General features: G+C 48.0%; 17 protein-coding genes and 1 pseudogene. 15 read left to right on the top strand and 3 right to left on the bottom strand.

Annotation, left to right across the window (positions count from 1 at the left end):
* Positions 1-7: 7 nt before the first annotated feature.
* From DCX48_21800 to DCX48_21740, 13 genes are all read left to right on the top strand, one after another.
* Positions 8-2,755, top strand: coding sequence for an ATPase (locus DCX48_21800; GenBank protein QXE16911.1), 2,748 nt, complete (start codon positions 8-10; stop codon positions 2,753-2,755).
* A gap of 23 nt (positions 2,756-2,778) precedes the next feature.
* Positions 2,779-3,495: a type IV secretion system protein VirB5 gene (locus DCX48_21795; protein ID QXE16910.1), complete on the top strand. Its 717-nt coding sequence runs from the start codon at positions 2,779-2,781 to the stop codon at positions 3,493-3,495.
* A gap of 10 nt (positions 3,496-3,505) precedes the next feature.
* Positions 3,506-3,730, top strand: coding sequence for an Eex protein (locus DCX48_21790; protein QXE16909.1), 225 nt, complete (start codon positions 3,506-3,508; stop codon positions 3,728-3,730).
* Positions 3,731-3,741: 11 nt separating this feature from the next.
* The gene (locus DCX48_21785; GenBank protein QXE16908.1) at positions 3,742-4,782 is read left to right on the top strand and encodes a type IV secretion system protein; all 1,041 of its coding nucleotides are present in this window, start codon (positions 3,742-3,744) and stop codon (positions 4,780-4,782) included.
* Between the two features lie 220 nt (positions 4,783-5,002).
* A complete protein-coding gene (locus DCX48_21780) occupies positions 5,003-5,686 on the top strand; it encodes a type IV secretion system protein (protein QXE16907.1) in 684 nt (227 codons plus the stop codon).
* Positions 5,686-6,576: a P-type conjugative transfer protein VirB9 gene (gene virB9, locus DCX48_21775; GenBank protein ID QXE17346.1), complete on the top strand. Its 891-nt coding sequence runs from the start codon at positions 5,686-5,688 to the stop codon at positions 6,574-6,576. The genes DCX48_21780 and virB9 overlap by 1 nt, the downstream gene beginning before the upstream one ends.
* Positions 6,573-7,805: a TrbI/VirB10 family protein gene (locus DCX48_21770; protein ID QXE16906.1), complete on the top strand. Its 1,233-nt coding sequence runs from the start codon at positions 6,573-6,575 to the stop codon at positions 7,803-7,805. The genes virB9 and DCX48_21770 overlap by 4 nt, the downstream gene beginning before the upstream one ends.
* A complete protein-coding gene (gene virB11, locus DCX48_21765) occupies positions 7,795-8,811 on the top strand; it encodes a P-type DNA transfer ATPase VirB11 (protein ID QXE16905.1) in 1,017 nt (338 codons plus the stop codon). The genes DCX48_21770 and virB11 overlap by 11 nt, the downstream gene beginning before the upstream one ends.
* 43 nt (positions 8,812-8,854) lie before the next feature.
* Complete coding sequence (locus DCX48_21760; protein ID QXE16904.1) at positions 8,855-9,157, top strand: conjugal transfer protein; 303 nt, start codon at positions 8,855-8,857, stop codon at positions 9,155-9,157.
* Positions 9,158-9,330: 173 nt separating this feature from the next.
* Positions 9,331-9,579 (top strand): hypothetical protein, encoded by a 249-nt coding sequence (locus tag DCX48_21755; GenBank protein QXE16903.1) that lies wholly within the window; start codon positions 9,331-9,333, stop codon positions 9,577-9,579.
* Positions 9,580-9,886: 307 nt separating this feature from the next.
* On the top strand, positions 9,887-11,758 hold the full coding sequence (locus DCX48_21750; protein ID QXE16902.1) for an MFS transporter: 1,872 nt from the start codon (positions 9,887-9,889) through the stop codon (positions 11,756-11,758).
* Between the two features lie 10 nt (positions 11,759-11,768).
* Positions 11,769-12,515: a molybdopterin-guanine dinucleotide biosynthesis protein MobC gene (locus DCX48_21745; GenBank protein ID QXE17345.1), complete on the top strand. Its 747-nt coding sequence runs from the start codon at positions 11,769-11,771 to the stop codon at positions 12,513-12,515.
* Between the two features lie 99 nt (positions 12,516-12,614).
* Complete coding sequence (locus DCX48_21740; protein ID QXE16901.1) at positions 12,615-12,902, top strand: hypothetical protein; 288 nt, start codon at positions 12,615-12,617, stop codon at positions 12,900-12,902.
* 247 nt (positions 12,903-13,149) lie between these two features.
* Here DCX48_21740 and DCX48_21735 read toward each other — a convergent pair whose 3' ends face one another.
* Both DCX48_21735 and DCX48_21730 read right to left on the bottom strand, forming a co-directional pair.
* Positions 13,150-14,409, bottom strand: coding sequence for a hypothetical protein (locus tag DCX48_21735; GenBank protein QXE16900.1), 1,260 nt, complete (start codon positions 14,407-14,409; stop codon positions 13,150-13,152).
* 3 nt (positions 14,410-14,412) lie between these two features.
* A pseudogene (locus tag DCX48_21730) lies at positions 14,413-15,215 on the bottom strand (replicase).
* A gap of 232 nt (positions 15,216-15,447) precedes the next feature.
* On the opposite strand from DCX48_21730, the gene DCX48_21725 reads away from it, so the two are divergent.
* Positions 15,448-16,410 carry a hypothetical protein gene (locus DCX48_21725; protein ID QXE17344.1) on the top strand — a complete coding sequence of 321 codons (963 nt, stop codon included), beginning with the start codon at positions 15,448-15,450 and terminating at the stop codon, positions 16,408-16,410.
* A gap of 73 nt (positions 16,411-16,483) precedes the next feature.
* Complete coding sequence (locus DCX48_21720; protein ID QXE16899.1) at positions 16,484-17,209, top strand: hypothetical protein; 726 nt, start codon at positions 16,484-16,486, stop codon at positions 17,207-17,209.
* A 90-nt stretch (positions 17,210-17,299) separates the two neighbouring features.
* On the opposite strand, the gene DCX48_21715 is transcribed toward DCX48_21720, so the two are convergent.
* A complete protein-coding gene (locus DCX48_21715; GenBank protein ID QXE16898.1) occupies positions 17,300-18,538 on the bottom strand; it encodes an IS110 family transposase in 1,239 nt (412 codons plus the stop codon).
* Positions 18,539-18,815: the final 277 nt, after the last annotated feature.

The following is an 18,815-nucleotide window of genomic DNA, read 5'->3' as shown; positions in this document are numbered from 1 at the left end:
GGAACCGATGACCACCCTGAACAAAGCGCTGACCCGCCCTGCCGCCATTATGGGTATCCCTCTCGTCCCGTTCGTGATCGTCAGCGGGGCTATCGTCCTGCTGTCGGTCTATATCAGCTATTACCTTGCGTCGTTATTGATCCCTGCCTGGCTGGAAATGAAGGCAAAAGCTCGAACGGATATTCATTATTTCGAACTTCTGTGGCTGGCCTTTAAAACCCGTGGGCGATTTGCCACGGATCGCCATTTCGGTGCTAGTGCCATGCTGGCAAGCCACTATGACGCCGTCGATGTTTCGGAGTTTACCGATAAGATGAAATTAAACGAGCGCATCACGCTGGATAAATACATTCCCTACTCCTCCCACATTCACCCACACATCATAAGAAATCGTGCCGGTGATTTAGTCGCTACCTGGGAATTGGACGGTACTGTTTTTGAATGTGAAGATGAACATCATCTGACATTTTTGGCAAGCCACCTTAACAACCTGATCCGCTCGTATGAAGGGCTACCGATCACCTTCTATATCCACCGCATACGAGAGAAATATCAGGATGGCTTTGAGGCCAGTTCGGGCATTCCCTTTGCGGATGACGTCACGGAACGCTATTACCAGCCAATAAAAGAGAAACCACTATGGCGACATCGGCTGTTTTTCAGCGTCTGTTATGCCCCTTTCTCCACGCTGGAGAAAAAAATCATGAAGACGCAGACCGCCGGAAAAAGGAAAGCAGCACTGGATGATGCTCTGAAAGGGATGCTGGAGCACCATGAAGCCATCAACACCGCCCTGTCACGTTACGTGGCAACACCATTGGGCCTCTATGAGGAAAAAGGTCGGGTTTACTCTTCACAACTGGCTTTCTACCATCGGCTGATTATGGGCAAATGGCAGAACGTGGCGGTGACACGCACACCGTTTTATCACGCACTCAGCACACCGGATGTGTTCTTTACCACCGATACCGCCGAATGTCAGACGGTCGGCGGTTCTCGTTTCTTCCGCAATCTGGAAATTAAAGACTATTCACCGGAAACCTATACCGGCCTGCTGGATGCGCTGTTGTATGCCGAAAGCGAGTATGTGTTGACGCAGTCTTTCACCTGTATGGCACGGGATGAAGCACAAAATCATATCCGACTGGCAGAAAAACGGCTGAACTCAACCGACGATGACGCTATTTCACAGCGAGAGGAATTGATCGTCTTACGCGACCTGCTCCAGTCCGGGCATGTGTCTTGCGGCAAGTATCACTTCTCGCTGCTGGTCTCGTCCGTCAGCGCCGCTCAGGTAGTCAAGGAGACCAATGCGCTGGCCCAGCCTTTTAACGATCTCGGCATCATGACATCCCTATCTACGTTGTCGTTACCAGCCGCCTATCTGGCTCAACTTCCCGGCGTCTATACGTTACGACCCCGTCTGGTGGTGGTCAGTAGCCAGAATTACGCGGATATGGGGAGTCTGCATAACTTTCATTCTCACAAGAGAAACGGCAATCCATGGGGTGAGGCTATCGCCATCCTGAAATCACCTGGTGGTGGCGGTTATTATCTTAACCTGCATGACAGTCACGCAGGACGGAATGACTTTAATGAGAAAACGCCGGGGAATACCGCCATCATCGGTAAAACAGGTTCAGGAAAGACCCTGCTGATGACGATGATGAAACAGTTGATGCAGAAGTACCGCAATCCGGCGACATTTTCCGCCTCAGCCACCATCAAGCGGTTGACCACCGTTTATTTTGATAAAGACAGAGCGGCAGAAATGTCGATCCGCCAGATGGGCGGTCGCTACTTCCGTATCCGGACAGGTATCCCTACCGGATTCAACCCGTTCTCACTTGCTCCCACACGACGGAATATCAGCTTTATCAAGCGACTGATCCGGATGCTGTGCCGTCGTGACGGTAAGCCTCTCGATCCCCGCGATGAAGAGCGTATCAGCACTGCGGTGGATACCATCATGCTGGACTATCCGCCGGAATACCGCCGTTATGGTATTACCCGGCTGTTAGAAGTCTTGCCAGAGCCACCGACCAAAGAGGCCCGAACTAACGGCTTGCGAATCCGACTGAAACAGTGGGCGCAGGGCGGTGAATTCGGCTGGGTATTCGATAACGAGGAGGACACCTTCAACATCAACAATATTGATAACTTTGGTATCGACGGCACGGAATTCCTGGATGATGACGACATTCGCGGGCCGATCACCTTTTATCTGCTGTACCGCGTCACCAGCCTGTTGGATGGTCGCCGACTGGTGATGTTCATGGATGAGTTCTGGAAATGGCTGGCGGATGTCGAGTTTTCTAAATTCTCACTCAATATGCTCAAGGTGATCCGCAAGCTGAACGGCATTTTTATCCCCGCCACCCAGTCGCCCGATGAAATCGTCAGGCACCCTATCGCTCCGGCGATTATTGAGCAGTGCAGTACCCAGATTTTTCTCGCCAATCCCAAGGCCAACCATGCGGATTACGTAGATAAAATGAAAGTCCCGGAAAGCGTTTACGACATGGTTCGCACCCTTGATCCCAGCGAGCACTATACGGTTGTCCTGAAAACACCGCTGCGTGCCGGTGAAACTCGCCCGTTTGTCGCCATGGCAAGAATGGATTTATCGGGCCTCGGGAACATCACTAAGATCCTGAGCGGCAGTGAAGACAACCTGAAAATATTTGATGCTATTTATCAGGAAGGCATGTCCCCTCAAGACTGGAAAGACACGTTCCTTAACCACGCTATCTGATATTCACCTCGGAGGTCGCTACCATGCAAACCAGAAAGATGTTTCTGGCATTATCGCTATTGGTTTCCACACCCGCACTTAGTGCCGGTATCCCTGTGTTTGATGCCGCCAGTAATACCGAGTCGATTAACCAATGGGTACAGAAACTCCAGCAATGGCAGGAAACGGTCACTCACTATAAAAGTGAGCTTGATGCTTATAAGCAGCAATTAGCGACCGCAACAGGCATACGAGATATTCAGGGATTTCTCCGCGAGGCAAAATCCCTGAAAAACGATATCGAACATCTACGTAAAAATGGTATTTCACTGGATGATCTGCTGACCAACCCAAGCGGTTATTATTCTTCTGACCTTCAGCGCTTATATAGCAAATATCAATCGTTTGATATTTGTAATCAGTCCAGTTCATCGCAACGTTATCTTGAAAGTTGCAAACAGCTTGTCCTCAATCAGGCGGTATCGATTGAGAATACGAGCGATGTCCAAAACCGGATTAATAGCACATTAAACGATATATCAGATTTATCCGACCGCATTGCAAACGCCAAAGACTCGAAAGAGTCACAGGACCTGGCTAACGCGGTGGCAGCCAAAAGCGTACAATTGAACGCATTAACCAGCCAATGGGAAATGTCAGTCAAGCAGGCTGAACAGCGATCCGTGATGTTGACTCAACAACGCCAAAAAGCATTCAATGAACAACAACTCGTCTCCCCGATTCCTGACTTTAATCATTGAGAGGGTAAGAATGAAAACGTCACTTTGCATTTTTCCGATTATTTTAGCCTCATTATTTCTGGCGGGATGTGACAACCCGAAATCAACGCAGTGGTACAAAGAACATCCGGATGAACTGAGTCAGCGATATAAAGCGTGTGAATCATCCGGCGATGACTCCCAGGATTGCAAAAATGCACGAGAGGCGCGATTTGAACTCCGTCAGGAAAATGCCAAGGTTCCCGATTTGAATTAAAGGGGTCATCTATGTCAGGTGGTATGTTTGTTGGAATGAACAACACGATCACTGACGGTTTACATGCCGTACTGCGGGGACAAACCTCCGTGTACGGCGATATGGTAAGCGTTATTGCCGTCAGCTCCTTCACGTTATTTGTCACTTATCGGGGTTATCAAACCCTGGCTGGAAAACTCCAAACGCCTGCAGAAGATGTCATATGGGATGTTGGGCGAATGCTATTAATCATGACATTCGTTTTAAATCTCGATGGCTGGTTGGATTTAGCCATTTCGGCCATTAACGGATTAACCGACGGCGTCAGCGGTGATGACAATGTCTGGGTGTTACTGGATACCGTTTGGGCGAAAGCGCAAACGATAGGACAAAAGCTTTATCAGCAGGATGATTCCACCTATGTAAAACTCAACGGCGGTATTGCCCAACTTCTGGTCTGGGGAGGCGCAATCGTCACCCTGCTATTTGGTTCGGCGGTTAACCTGTTAGCCGGAATAATCATTGTATTAATGACCACCACCGCACCGTTATTTATTTTCTGCCTACTGTATGGATTCCTTATTCCGATGTTTAACAACTGGCTGAAAATTATCTTCACGGTGATCCTGACGATTATGTTTTCCGCGTTATCTATCAGGATTGTCATCAACTATCTTAATGGGCTATTAGATAAAGCGGTTAATTTTGCAGATAGCGCCAATATCATCACACTGGGTGTTCAGTGCTGCGTTGCAGGTGTTATTTCAGGCATCATTATTTGGTTTTCAGCAAAAATCGCGAATGCATTAGGCGGCGTCGCCGTTCAGGTTGCACTACAGGGTGCCGCTATGGGCGGTCTGCGTGGGCTGGCGAAACCCTCTTCTGATGCAGCGAAACCGGCCATGAAAGCCGGGGCGGCGGGTGCTCGACTGGCGGCAAAAGGGGGCGTCAGCGCCGCTAATGCCACCGGTACACTTATCGCCGCAGGCACCAGCAAAGCCCTATCCGCATGGCAAAAACGTGTGGCTTCTATCGACAGCATGAAGCGTTTCAACCAACAGCGTAACCGCTAATCTCCTTCTAATCCCATCTCTCTACCTCGTACCATGGCAACCGCCATCGGTATGGTATTTCTGTCTTCGACAAACACAGGAATCGATATGAAATCCAGCCTCGTCTTTCTGATGCTGTGCGTCCTCACGGGCTGCGCGCAACATCGGCACGACCTCCCGCCGGTATCTGGCGATCCTCAACCAGTTAATTCTCCCGCAATTATTCAGGAGCTGACAAAGCATGTCTGAAACAGAAAACATCATTGCGTCATCCCGCGCCTTTGAATCTGTCCTGCTGGAAAAGGATGAACGGGAAAAAAAGATGGCGTGGCGAATAGCGGCCATAGGGTTTGCTCTGGCCGCAAAGGCGATCACCGCACTGATTATTCTGCTACCGCTGAAAACCACCGAAATCGAATTATGGTCGGTGGATAAACAGACCGGACGTTATGAATATATGACCCGGATTAAAGAGCAGAGTATTTCCACTGAGAAAGCACTGGCTCAGGCGTTAGCGGCGCATTATGTCAGGCTCCGCGAGGGCTATAACTATTTTGCTCTCCAGCGCGATTACGACGATGTACAGTTATTCAATAGCGACAGCGTTAACAGGGATTATCTCGACGGGTTTAACAGCAATCAGGCACCCGATATCATTTTCAATAAAGCGGAATATGTCGTGTCTATCGACATTATTTCCAACGTTCACGCGACCGCGACAGCACCTGACCATCTGGCGACCTTACGCATTAAACGGACTATCCGCCGCATTGTCGATAACTCGGTTAAAACAGATGTCTGGAACATTCGCCTGACTTATCGCTATCTCCCCCGCAAACAACTGACAGACAGCCAGCGAGAAGTCAATCCGCTGGGGTTCATCGTAACCAGCTACCAACGCGATAAAGAACTGAGGGGTGAATGATGCTGAAAACAATAGTGATCTTGTGGCTCCTTCTGATGTCATCAACAGCCTGGAGCGCAGCGATACCGCGCAGCAGCACGTATGACAGCCGAATGCAGAATGTCACCTATAACAGTCAGAATGCTACCATCGTCAACACCCGCCCCGGCTACCTCACCACACTCCTGTTTGATGACGATGAAGAAGTCATCGACGCACAAGCGGGTTTTCCAAAGGGCTGGAAAGTCACCAAAAACGATAACCGGGTCGGTGTCAGTCCAAACCCTATCACCCAGCCGGTAACCGATGATAACGGCAACAACATCAATAAGGTGTTTCTGCCAACGGCGAGCGAGTGGAGAACCAATCTCTTTGTCGTTACATCGAAGCGCGAATACAGTCTGGAACTGAACGTGCTGGAGAACGACTCGCCTTCTCAGGCCTTTATTATCCGTTTTCGCTATCCGGATGACGAGCGCAGGCAAGCAGACGCAGCCAGCGCAGCGCGTCTGAAACTCCTGCGTGAAACACAGGAAAATCAGCGAATAACGACAGCCTTCGAGCAAGCTACCACGCCGCGTAACTGGCTTTATACCAAGCGAGTCGCAGCCGGTTCAGCCTCCATTGCACCAGATTTCACTTATGATGATGGCCGCTTTATCTATCTCGGTTTTTCCCCCGTCAAAATCCTTCCGTCAATCTTCCGGGTCGTTAACGGGCAGGAACAGACCGTAACGCCTCGCATAGCCAAACACGGAAACTACACCGTGGTCGTCGTGCGGGCAATGTCGCCACAGTTGGTATTGCGCTACGGCAGCGCGGTAGTCGGGATTGAGAATACGTCATTCGGCAACGCCAGCGCTGGCAGCGGTGACACCGTTTCACCTGTCGTCACACTGGAGGCCAGATGACTGATAAAGCAGACTCAGAGACAACGGAAAAAACCGTGGCGGAGCTGGAGGCTGAAGCCCGTGAACGCGCCCGTTCAGCGATGGCGAGTCAGGCACCAGAGCAAAACACACCTCCCGGCCAACCTGAAGTGACGCGCTTTAAAAAAACCTCCAGCCGCCGGACACTGCTGGTCAGCCTGCTAAGCCTGAGCGTGCTGATTGCTCTGGCATTGGGTGGAGATCGCTTCCTTGTCGCATTAAAGCAACGCGATAATAAGTCGGTTGAAACCCCAGCACCGCCATCAGCCAATACAGGGCAACATGAGCGTAAAAACCTCGGCATGGACAATAATCCGTTCGGCCTGTTCGGTCAGGACAAACAGGAACCCGCAACAGATAATCACCCAATACAGACGGCACCACCGTCAGAGCCACCTGCTTTAAATAAGGCGGCGGCACTGGTCGATGGGTCAAGTAGTGCCGCTGAGTCCACACAACGCGGTAATACTCAGGCTTCACAAACAGCCCCTTCCGGCACACAACGCAATCAGAGCAAAGGCACACCAGCAATCACGTCTGACACCAAGGCTAACGACGCCAATCCCGGTGTCGCAAAAGTGACCAGCGTCAGGCGACTGGGTCTCGATCCCAATCTCTATCTTCCGGTTGATCGTTATATTCCGTGCTCAATGATGCGACGTTTTGTCTCTGACGTGGGTGGCCGGATTTCCTGCCTTATCGGCGAAGATGTCTACAGCGCTAACCATCACGTGAAGTTGCTCCCTGCCGGAAGCGTCGCCAGAGGCATCTACCGCACCGGGGCGCTGCAACATGGCCGGAGCCGAATGTTTGTCATTTGGACGGAATTACGCACACCGGAACCCGGCAGCCTGCAAATCCCGCTGATTGATACCGAAGCCACCGGCCCGTTGGGTGAGGCTGGAATTAGCGGATGGATTGATACCCATTTCTGGGAACGGTTCGGCAATGCGTTGATGTTGAGCACCGTACAAGATGTGGCTGCCGCCGCATCAGATTCGGCACCGGGGAAAGACCGCAATACCGATTACACCGAAAACACCCGCGCTGCCGCGTCAGAAATGGCGAAAACGGCCTTAGAAAACAGCATCAATATCCCGCCCACGATGTACCTCAATCAGGGCGATGTGATCGGCATCATGACCGGTACGGATATCGATTTCTCTTCCGTTTATCAACTACGTCTAAAAAAGAGGTGGTATGAACGCTGAAAACCTGTCGCTGGATTTTATGAAAACTCAGTTGTTCGGCGATTATCTCAAACTAGATGGCCTGACGGAAATTGCTATCAACCGCCCCGGAGAGATCCACACCAAAATAAACGGTCGATGGCAGAAGCATGATTCTCCGGTTACGTTGCGTCAGTGCCATGCGTTTGCCAAAGCACTGGCCTCATGGAATGAGGACAATATCGATGATACCTCCCCTATCCTTTCCGCTACATTAGGATCAGGTGAACGTGTCCAGACCATTATCCCCCCAGCCTGCGAGCGGAATACCGTATCTATTACGCTGCGAAACCCGTCATTTGAGCAGAAAACTCATCAGTCCTGGATTGATGCCGGGTTTTATAACCGGATAGCCGGTAAGGAGAGAAACGAAAGCAAAGATGATGAACTGACCCGATGCTATAACAAGGGTGATATTCCCCACTTTATCGAAAAAGCCGTCGAGTACGGCAAAACCCTCTTTATTGTTGGTGAAACCGGCTCCGGTAAAACCACCTATATGAAGACGTTGCTGCACTATATTCCGCCACATCTCAGGCTAACCACGATTGAAGATAATCCCGAAATCCGGTTTTACCACCACGCAAATTATGTTCATCTATTTTACCCGGCGGATGCTGGAGAGGATGCCATTGTCACCCCCAGTCGATTAATTCGGGCAAATTATCGAATGAATCCAGATCGGATTCTGCTGGCAGAAATTCGTGGGCGGGAGGCGTGGGATGCGCTGAAAATTATCGGTTCTGGGCATGAAGGTCTTATCACCTCCCTGCACGCAGGCAGCCTGGAAGAATGTATTGAAGGGATCATTGACCGCTGTTATGAAAATCCAGATTGCAAAAATATCCCGTTCGATGTGCTGTTACGCAAGGTGCTTAAATGCGTGGATATCATCGTCAGCGTAGATATTCACGGTGATATTCGTCGGATGGGGGATATTTATTTCAAACCGATACACCTTCATCAAATGAAAGAAACCTTCAGTTAAAAAATAGCTAAATCACCTGTTATTTCCAATAAAGGTATTCAATATGAAAACGATCATATTCACTATCTGCCTTTTCTGCATGAGTTTACTACTACCCTCTTCCGTAATGGCCGCTGATGCCTGTGAGATTGTTTTATGTCTGTATGGTAAAACAACCGGTAATGGCGGAGGAAATGAATGTCAATCTGCCGAACGCTCTTTCTTTACTATTGTGAAAAAGAACAGACACGGATTTCACCCTAACCGTACCGCCGATGCCCGAAGAGACTTATTGCTCGAATGCAAATCAGCCGACACGCAAATTATCGACCAGATAATCAATAAATTTGGCCGCGTGCGTAATTGAATGCAAAGAAAAATGGCAATAACAATATCCGGATTATTACCGATCCCCCAGTCAACTCTGGATGGAAAACTCTGCACTGGTCGTAACGGTTTTAGGCTTTTAAATTTATGCGAATAGCAGAAATTTAAAAGTGGCGTAAGGCGAGTAAATTCTATTTCGCAGAAATAGCTAATTTGCGTCGCCGAACCCATCTGCAAACAGCCGCGCCCACGCGGGTTTTGCAGGCCGGGGGGAGCCGAATAAATTTCGCCGCCCCAGCGAGCGAAAAGCTATCGCCCACGATAGCGGTTTATTTGGGGGGCTTGCCCCGCACACCGTCGCAGCTAAGTCTCCGGCCAAAAGCCGGTAGCGTGGCGCGACCAACCCCTTTAAAGGTCAGCTTCCCTTTTATTCACGCTGCGAGGAACGAGCAAAGGGAATAAAAAGGCAAAAGCGACCGTCTTAAAGGGGTTGGTCGCGCGTAGCGGGCGACGGTGTGCCGCCTTTGATGTTGGGGGGTTTTGGCGCAGCGTCCAGCCGCGACATTACCCCCATGCGACAGGCAATAAGGGCGTCCAGCCCGCCTGTACTGGCGCACGCTGTGTCGTACTGGGAAGCATGCTTTCCGGTACATGGCCGCAATGCGGCCACCTTCTTTACCCCATACGCTCGCCCCGCCTTTTCGCCCGACACCGTGGGGCGAACTGATGGGGCGATATCATGGGGCGAAACGCTGACGAAGGAGGCATCGTGATTTTAAATAAGCTGGCTGTTTCACTGTCGCCGATAGTGAATGGCGCGCTGAGCTTCATTGCTTTTATGCAACAGCACCAGCTGATGCTGGCGCTGTTATCGGGGCTGACGATGCCGTTTTTCGCGTCGATGAAAAGCGATGAACGGCAAAAAGCCCCGTTATGGCAAAAGCTGATGATTGCTTTTTCCCTGCTGTGTTTTCTTTCCGGTACGATGGCCCCTGTTGTTATCTGGATTTTCCAGTGGCTTTATAAAGGCCGGGTAATCGCCAGCATTCCCGTTCTGGCATGGCCGGTGCTGATTACCTTTACCCTGACGGGTTTTATTTTGCATATTCTGCTGCGCAGGGTATTAACACCTGAGTTAGATAAAATAAAGAAACGCCTCGTCAGGAAAACCACGCTTGAACGGGAATTACGCACCGATGTCCGCACGGTGAAATCCCTGCTGCCGGAAACACTGCATTATGACCCGCTGGATTATATCGACCTCAACAAGGGTATTTTTATCGGTATGGACCGCGATATTCAGCCGATGTACCTGCCATTAAAAGACTGGCAAAAACAACACGCGGATATTATCGGCACCACCGGCGCCGGTAAAGGGGTTGCCACCGGGATATTACTTTATCAAAGTATTCTGGCTGGTGAAGGCGTATTTGTGATGGACCCGAAGGATGATGAATGGGCACCCCACCTTTACCGCAAGGCCTGTGAGGATGCAGGCAAACCTTTTGCCCTGATTGACCTGCGTAAACCCCAATACCAGTTAAACCTGATTGAAGAGATCACCGCCGATGAACTGGAAGAGCTTTTTGTTGCCGGGTTCAGCCTGGCAGAGAAAGGTCAGGAATCTGACTTTTATCGGATTGACGATCGGAAAGCGGCCCGGATAGCCGCACAATTTGTCACCCGTAATACTGCCTCAACCATTCGGGATGTTTATAACGGCGACTACGTTCAGGGTATTGCAGATAAGATAAAAGCCTTTTTCGGGAAAATTGAAGAGCTTGCCTTGCTTAATGCCATCAATGCGCCGACAGGATTTTCGCTTAATACGATATTTGAGGAAGGCGGTTGCTGTTATGTGATTGGCTCAATGCGCAACAGCAAAATCATTACCGCTCAACGTATGTTGCTGGTTCGCCTGTACCAGCTGGCAGAAAGGCGCGAGCGAGTGAAAAACGTGCCCCGCCCCATTGCTATTTATCTTTCCGAACTGAAATACCATTTATCCAGGCCCGCGCTGGAGGGTTTAGGCGCGGCACGCGATAAAGGTGTGCATATTATTATGGACCATCAGTCGATTGCCGATTTAAAAGACTGTCCGGCAGATTTGAAAGGTGACGCCGTTGTCGGCGCGGTCGTTGAGAACGCTAAATTCAAACTGGTTTATCGTGTCATGGATCCGGACACCGCTGAATGGGTAGCCAGGATGTCAGGCACCATATTAGTCGATGATGAGGTCCGCAAAGCGAAAACCAACGCCGTGCTGACAGAGACTATCGACAGTGAACGCACCATCAGGCAGGCCGAGCGTTTCTTTACCGACAGCAATATGATCCTGAACCTACCCGATTTTGTCAGCTTCATCTTCACGACAAAAGCACTCCCCTCTGCTTCGCTGATTTCGCCCATCAGGGTGAAAAAACGCGAACTGGAGATCTGTGCCGTGTCGCCCGCGATTGCCGCCACCGCCGCAACGGTAAACATCGCCCTGGATTTTAGCGAGGAGGAAACTTCCCCCGGACCCGCATCAATACCGGATGTCACAGCAACTCGATCCGATCTTTTTTTTGATAAGGATGAAAAAGACACGACAACACCGAATACCAATAAAGAGGAAAACCCGTCATTGCTGGATTTTTAAAGGAGGAATGATGCTGATCACCGCATACAGTGAACGCCAGACGCGACACCGTGAAAAAATACAACGATTGCTGAATTTCCTGAAAGAAGAAACGTACAGTGATTTTAAAACGCTGATGCTGCTGTTTGGCTTCAGGGATCATAAATCGCTGTATTCCCTGCTTTCAAAAGTCGAGGGATTGGGCTTAATACATAAGCATGTTCTGGTATCGCGGACGATGAAAATTTCATTGTGGGGAATAACCAGTGACGGGATAGCCGTCGTGTTGACCCCCGACGATGCGTTTTTCCCGGCGAGGTTTGAGCCTTCAAAAATTACCGGCTGGACGCTGGAGCACCACCTTGATAATCAGACCGCCCGTATCATCCTTGAGCAAAAAGGCGCATACGGATGGATAAACGGCGATCGCACAACCTTCCTCAATCGTTATCAGACCAGCCACCGCCCGGACGGACTGATTACCCTGCCCGGCGACATCGTGATCGCCATTGAGACCGAGCGCCGTCTGAAAACCAAAGCCCGTTATCAGTCGATCATCGCCAGTCATTTGCTTGCCCGAACCCGTAAAGACTGGATTTACGTTTTTTATATCGTGCTGGACCCGCAGAAAAAGCGCGGTCTTGAACGGCTGTTTGACAGCATCCGGCACGTCATCGTTAACCATCAATACATCCCGCTGGAAACCCGCCACCGGAATGTCTTTCGCATCTACACGCTCGACGAGCTGCAACGGCTCGATGCAAGCCATTGCATATAGTTGTTCTGTATCACCAACGGCCCCAACCCGCAGAGCAATGACCAGAACTAATGCCCTTCCGAAATACTCCCTCGACATCAGAACATACAGGACTCCAGAATGAACAGAGAAACTGACCGACTTTCGGATGTACTAACCAAAATGAGCGCAAAAGCGCTGGTCACGTGGATGACGCATTCCGCATTGGAGGACATACCGCGCGAAGCATTACTGACTGGCGGCAGCGATTTTGTCTATGCCCTACAGGCAAATTTTGTGCTGCTACGTGATGTTCTGTCAGAAACGATGGAAGATATTGAGCAGCAGAGTCATGACCTCGAAGAAAGACTGGATAGTCTGGAACAGCGCCTTCAGATGCTTCAGAAAGATACTGATAATTTGTATTAGCTCAGACTTGATCTGGCAGAACTACAACATAGGGCCAAACCTAATCTGACAGGCAGCTTTGTGCCAACAGCGGAAGTTGGAGTGCCAGAGCCTCTCTAAAAGTTGATGGTTCTTTTTGCAGGGATACTTACAAAAGTACCGTGGAGTATGTCAGATCCTGTGCTGGCTGCAAAAAAAACCCTCTGCAAAAGAGGGCTGTTATCTGATATAGGTTGTTTTGTCTCAACACAAGGTAGCGGCTGTGGATTTAATCAACGATGAAATATCCCGAACCGCTAACATGTTTACTGAGGTAATGTTCGATTATAAATATCGCAGCCAGTTTAATGGTTAGCTTGTTGCAAAAATCCAAATAGCGAGTGTACGGGATGTCATGTTGAGCTCCAGTCCCTCCACTTCTGTACATTATTTTTTCTCCATCATGCCATATTGATGCATGATGAGAACCATTTCTAATAGAAGATTCTACATCTTCTTCTGCGAAAACCGAGAATAAAGGATTGGATTTGAAAGGATTGGATTTATTTGCCTTATTTACTTCCAAATATTTTGTAAGCGTCATTGATTTAAACTCATCGAACTTCCTACCATCCATGACATTATTTAGGCAGGCAAGAATAGTCATATTTGAAGTTAGCGCCTCATAGGCGTCACCATAATATAACTTTATCTGATCAAACCCTTTAGATGACACAACCAACTCATCGACGTTGTATTCAATTCTGGAATATATAACGATTTGACCAAAGTGGTCTCTATGACGAAAATAATCAGAAAATGTGTTTAAATACCGATGTTGATTTTGCTCCCTCAGCTCACTCTGCCAATAACTAACAAAATCAGAAAGAGCATCCTTATCAATCGCGTCAATCGCATCAATAATAGGCCTTACTATATCTCCCAACTTCGGATAGAAAAGTGAATCAAAAAACTCATGGATGATGTAGGACTCAGGGTAAGCAGTACCTGACTCATAAACTATGACATCTTCTCCATCAGAAAAACCATCAGATGAGGATGGGTTCATGTCATTGTTTCTCTGCTTAGTATACTGCTGAACAAACCTTGCTGCTTTCTTGTTATCTTTATGGATAGTTGTCATCATTCCTTTAATTAAAGACCATTTATGTGGTGCATTTGGTATATCGAATTGATGAGCAACGCTTTGAATTCTCCCCTGAATATACCTCATATGTGGAGATATTAAATTTGACAAAACTAACGAAGGGAAGGAAAAAGGATTGCGCAAATCATCCTTATCAAATGCACAATTTGGATGAAAATTTAAGACTTCTGGCTCTACGTCCGATTCATCAAACGAGCGAGAACAATTTTCTACTGATTCCACATTAGCTTCTGGAGCTTTAGCCCTTAGGGCAAAGACTATATTTGCATTACAATTAGAACAGTCAAAGTAGTGCTTCTGATAGCCATCAAATCCCACACCAACTCTTATCCTGTATAGATGATCGCATAAATCACATTTTAACCTACAACTTATAACCATAAATCACCTGTATTTCCTATACCATGTTGACCTACTAATTCCCATATCCTTCCAGGGTTCATCAACCATCTTAGGTCGTCCTCCCCCCTTACTTTTCCTTCCTCTAATTGATTGTATTTCTGGAGAGTGCATTTTTATTACGTATTATCTAAACGCTACATCAGAGAAATTAGCATGAGTCCATTTAGATATGCTGTTTGCAATAACTTTAACTTCTTTATCGTCCAATGAAAAGAACACTTTAGGTTGTAGGCACTAGCTCGTTCATAGCAGCATACTCAGGCCATCCCTGACGGATGGCGCGATATGCCCATTTACGGGTTTTATCGAACAAGGTGCAGTTACGGCCTAAACCGTAGTCGGCAACGATTTCTTTGTCGTTCGCCGCGTTCAGATCGAGAAAATCGGCGAGCCAGTCCAGTGTGCAGAGTTCCGGCTGCCATACTGCAATTTTCCAGTGGCCGTGGTTTGGATTTTTGCAGATTAGCCCCGAATACCCAGCGTCAGTCTCTAATTTTTTACGTAGCGCGTTCTCCACGGCGGCGGCTTAGCGAAGCGGCTTCATTTTCCCGTCCGGCGCGGTGCGGATCGAGGTTTGCAACGCGTAAAGCAGGTGCGCATGTCCGTTGTCGGGATTGGTGATAGTCAGCGTGGGCGCGGGGGCGTTGCGGTCGCCCCAGTCGATGGCGGCTCCGGCGCGATCAACGTCGAATCCCAGCCCGAACATGGCGTGAGGTTGATTGAACTGGATATATTTCGCCAGAATGGCGCGTTCCTTACCAGCAATGCGCACACCAAAAATGCAGATTGTTCGAAAAGTACGGCTTGGTGCCAGAAACGGACGTCTTAACCGTAGCATCGGCACTGGAATTATCATTTGTTGAGGTGTAACTTGAAGCCTTCTCCCCCTCTAAAAATCACTATAAAATGAAACGTATAACGAGAAATCCTGAGAAATACGCCCCCCTCGAAGTTTATTCAGAATTCAGTCGTGGACGAGGTTACAAACTGCACGTTCAAGAAGATTTTGACGCATTCATGACAAGTTTTGGCGAGCTTTTAAAAGCATCACAAAGCAACGAAATGCTTGTTCATGGCAAAAGAGTCGAAGCACTCTTTGGAAACCTTGCAGCAGGGCTTGGTGGCTGCAAATTTATCAAATCTGAGGATGCAGGAGAGAGTTTTGCTGCCAACCCTGACATACAACCACCTGATTATAAATTGATACTTAATAATGGCGCTCATATATTCGTTGAAGTGAAGAATTGCAACCAAGCAAAACCTCAATCCTCATTCCTTTTACATAAAGGCAACATTGACAAGATTGAAAGGTATGGTGAACTACATTGCATACCTGTCTATTATGCAATCTACTATCGCTGCATTAACCGATGGGTAATGCTTCCCAAAAGTGCGTTTATCGAACTTGAACGTAAATATGCGACCAACTTAATTCATTCTCTGGCAAATAACACTTTGGGGATGCTTGGTGACTTGATGATAGGTACAAAACCAGATTTAGCATTAGAACTCATTGCTGATAAAAATAAAGAAATTTCAATTGATGAAAAAAAACAGGCGCGCTTCATTATTGGTGATTTAAAAATATACTGCGATGATAATGAAGTTGACGACAACCACGAAAAAAATTTGGCATTTTATTTCATGCGATTTGGAGATTGGGATTGCAATGGCCCAGAAGCTATTTTAGATGGAAATGGAGAATTGCACAGCGTAAGATATACCTTCAGACCTAATGAGCCTAATAATACAAAATTAAATGGTTTTGATTTTATCGGTAACCTCAGCTCTATGATTACCACAGCATTCAACGAATTGACGGTAAATGATTGCCAGATAACTTCCATAGATACTAAGCTGGATCCGATTGATTTCTCTATAAATATACCCAAAGGTTATAAGGGAGAGAAATTACCGCTATGGATGATAAGTCAACACTCGAACGCTGAATTCAATACGCTCGTTCATACCGGGAAATAATACTCTTTAATTCAAATGTTTTAATCTCTTAAAATGTATCATTTAAGTATTAATCAAACAGAGGTGATAAGAGATGATAGACTCCATTTTTGTATATGTTAAAGATATTTTTACTCAAATCCCAATCAATGACATTATTGTTAACGCTATCGGTAGTTTTTTGGGATGGGCAGCCCTTTTGTGGCTAGCAATGAGTAAACGTGGAATTCGGTTTTTGAGAGAGAAACTAGAACGTCCAAGTTTACGTATTGAACCACGGAAAACTCCAGAAAACATCTTTACAGGGATAGAGCTTGGTGCGCCAGCGCGGTGGGTTGAACAGCAACTCGGGGCGCCTACAAAGATAGGGGAAAGGTGGTGGGGATACAGATTTTCCGATTCCTTACTTTCGCTTTGTTTTGACTCAAATGATTCAGTCAATATTATCAGCGTAGCACTGATCGACGATAAAACGACTTTTGATTTTCCGGCTTGGCACTTTGATTGTCCGAGTCTTGGGAGGTTGAGGCTAGATAAGCTTTTGGCTGCGGAACATCTTTCTCTGGAATATAAAGAATCCATACGGCACAGCGAGCTTTTGATAACTGGAAGAGAGGGACCTAAAGGTGCTTGGCACTATATAGCCTTCGGAGCTTTATCGCCTCACATTCCAGGTCCTCTGCTAGATGTCAGCTTTGACTGGGATAGGGATAAAAATACGCTCATTAGTCAACCAAAAGATATTAAAATTAACTGGGCTGCAGTGTCAAATACATCAGAAATTGATGTATTCCCATGGGATTTTGGATTAACCATCTGAACACTAAGATGAATATTGGCGCTCCCCTTTCTTGCTCGAACAGGTTTGGGGTAACGTCTGCATCACGCCCTGAGACATTCGATAAGCTTTTTATGGCCTAAGTAAGGGCGAGTGTCGCGCTTCAAGTGCCAGCAAATATTTCGCTTCGTCGTAGCGGGTTCTGGTCTTCCAGCAGCGATAAATGATCCTTATCCATTTAAACGCCAGAGCCCGGATGGCTGATTGATGCGATTTCCCTTTGTCTCGCTGGCCCTGGTAATAAAATCTGGCCCAGTATGAGGAGTTAACCGTCTTGGCAGCCCATTCAACAAAGGTCTGCCTGACGAACTTCGCACATTGCCATCGCCAGTGAACCCAGGATTTCTGGCCACTTCGTTCTGTCACCGGTGCAATACCTGCGTAGTTTTGAATTTCTTCAGCGCTGTTAAACCGATCACGGTTATCACCAAGTGCAGCAAGCATTCGTGGGCCCATACACGGCCCCATGCCCGGAAGTGATTTAAACAGCCCCGCATCTGGCAATGTGTCAAACAGCGCTTCGATTCGTTCGTCATAGGTTTTGATGATTTCACTCACGACTTTAATTTGTGTCGCCAGTGCTGTTGCCATCAAAGCATTAGCCTCTATAACACTCGGGTCTGTCGTCAATGGGATCGCGTTATCAATACTCGCAACACGCTGCTCGGTAAGGGCTATTGCGCGGCCACCTTTGGCATTCAGAAAGTTGCGGATCGTCTCGCGCCTGGCTCGTTTCAGTTGTTGCAAACTGGGCCACCGGATAATCAGCTCACACAACAGTAAGCTACCCCGATGTGAGAACCACTCCAGTGGCTGAGGATAATACTGTTTAAGCGTGTTGATTATCCGGTTCACAAAACGGCGTTTATCTTCAACCAACTGACGACGTTGCTCAACCAGCTGCTGAAGTAAGCGAATATCCGCATTGGCGGGTTCAATAGCTTTTATCTTCTGGGGGTAACGCAGCATTAACTCTAATGCCAGCTCGGCATCCTGCGGATCATCTTTAGCGCCGCTGGGCGAGAAGGCTTGCCGGTAACGAGCCAGGGACAAAGCGTGGACGGGGAAAACGGTGATAAACGGATATTTCTGAAGAGCATACACCACGGGGCCTTTCTTCAATTCAACGGCGATAGCGATCCTGCCTTTTACCTTCTGGTGTAACTCGGTAAGCCAGACATCAAGCGCTTCTGCTGTATGTTCAATCACATGGAATACGCGTTCACCGTTTTTAAACTGAACACAGACATCGTGTTTTTTATCTGCCCAGTCCAGACCAACGTGCGCAGCAAATTGATTAGTCGCAGTCATCACCAACTCCTTTCATCGGGGATTGGTATGCATTCCACGCTCTTCGAAAGAAATATAGCCAGCAGTTTATCTGCATGCCCTGAGTATTCGTTAGCGAACGTGGAGCACCTACTGGCTCGAAAGAAAAGCGGCGATCATCACATGATTCTCGCTCAATATTCGTAACCAGTAAGCGCATACCCTGAATCACTTCAAAGTGTAATTCTCAGGGTGCGAATGACTATACTTCGCTCAAAGCTGCAGGCTTCGAGGGGCTGCTGGGTGCAAAAAGCGAACA

The organism is Pectobacterium atrosepticum (genome assembly GCA_019056595.1).
GTDB classification, from domain to species: domain Bacteria; phylum Pseudomonadota; class Gammaproteobacteria; order Enterobacterales; family Enterobacteriaceae; genus Pectobacterium; species Pectobacterium atrosepticum.
This window is presented reverse-complemented; position numbering and strand designations above follow the sequence as displayed.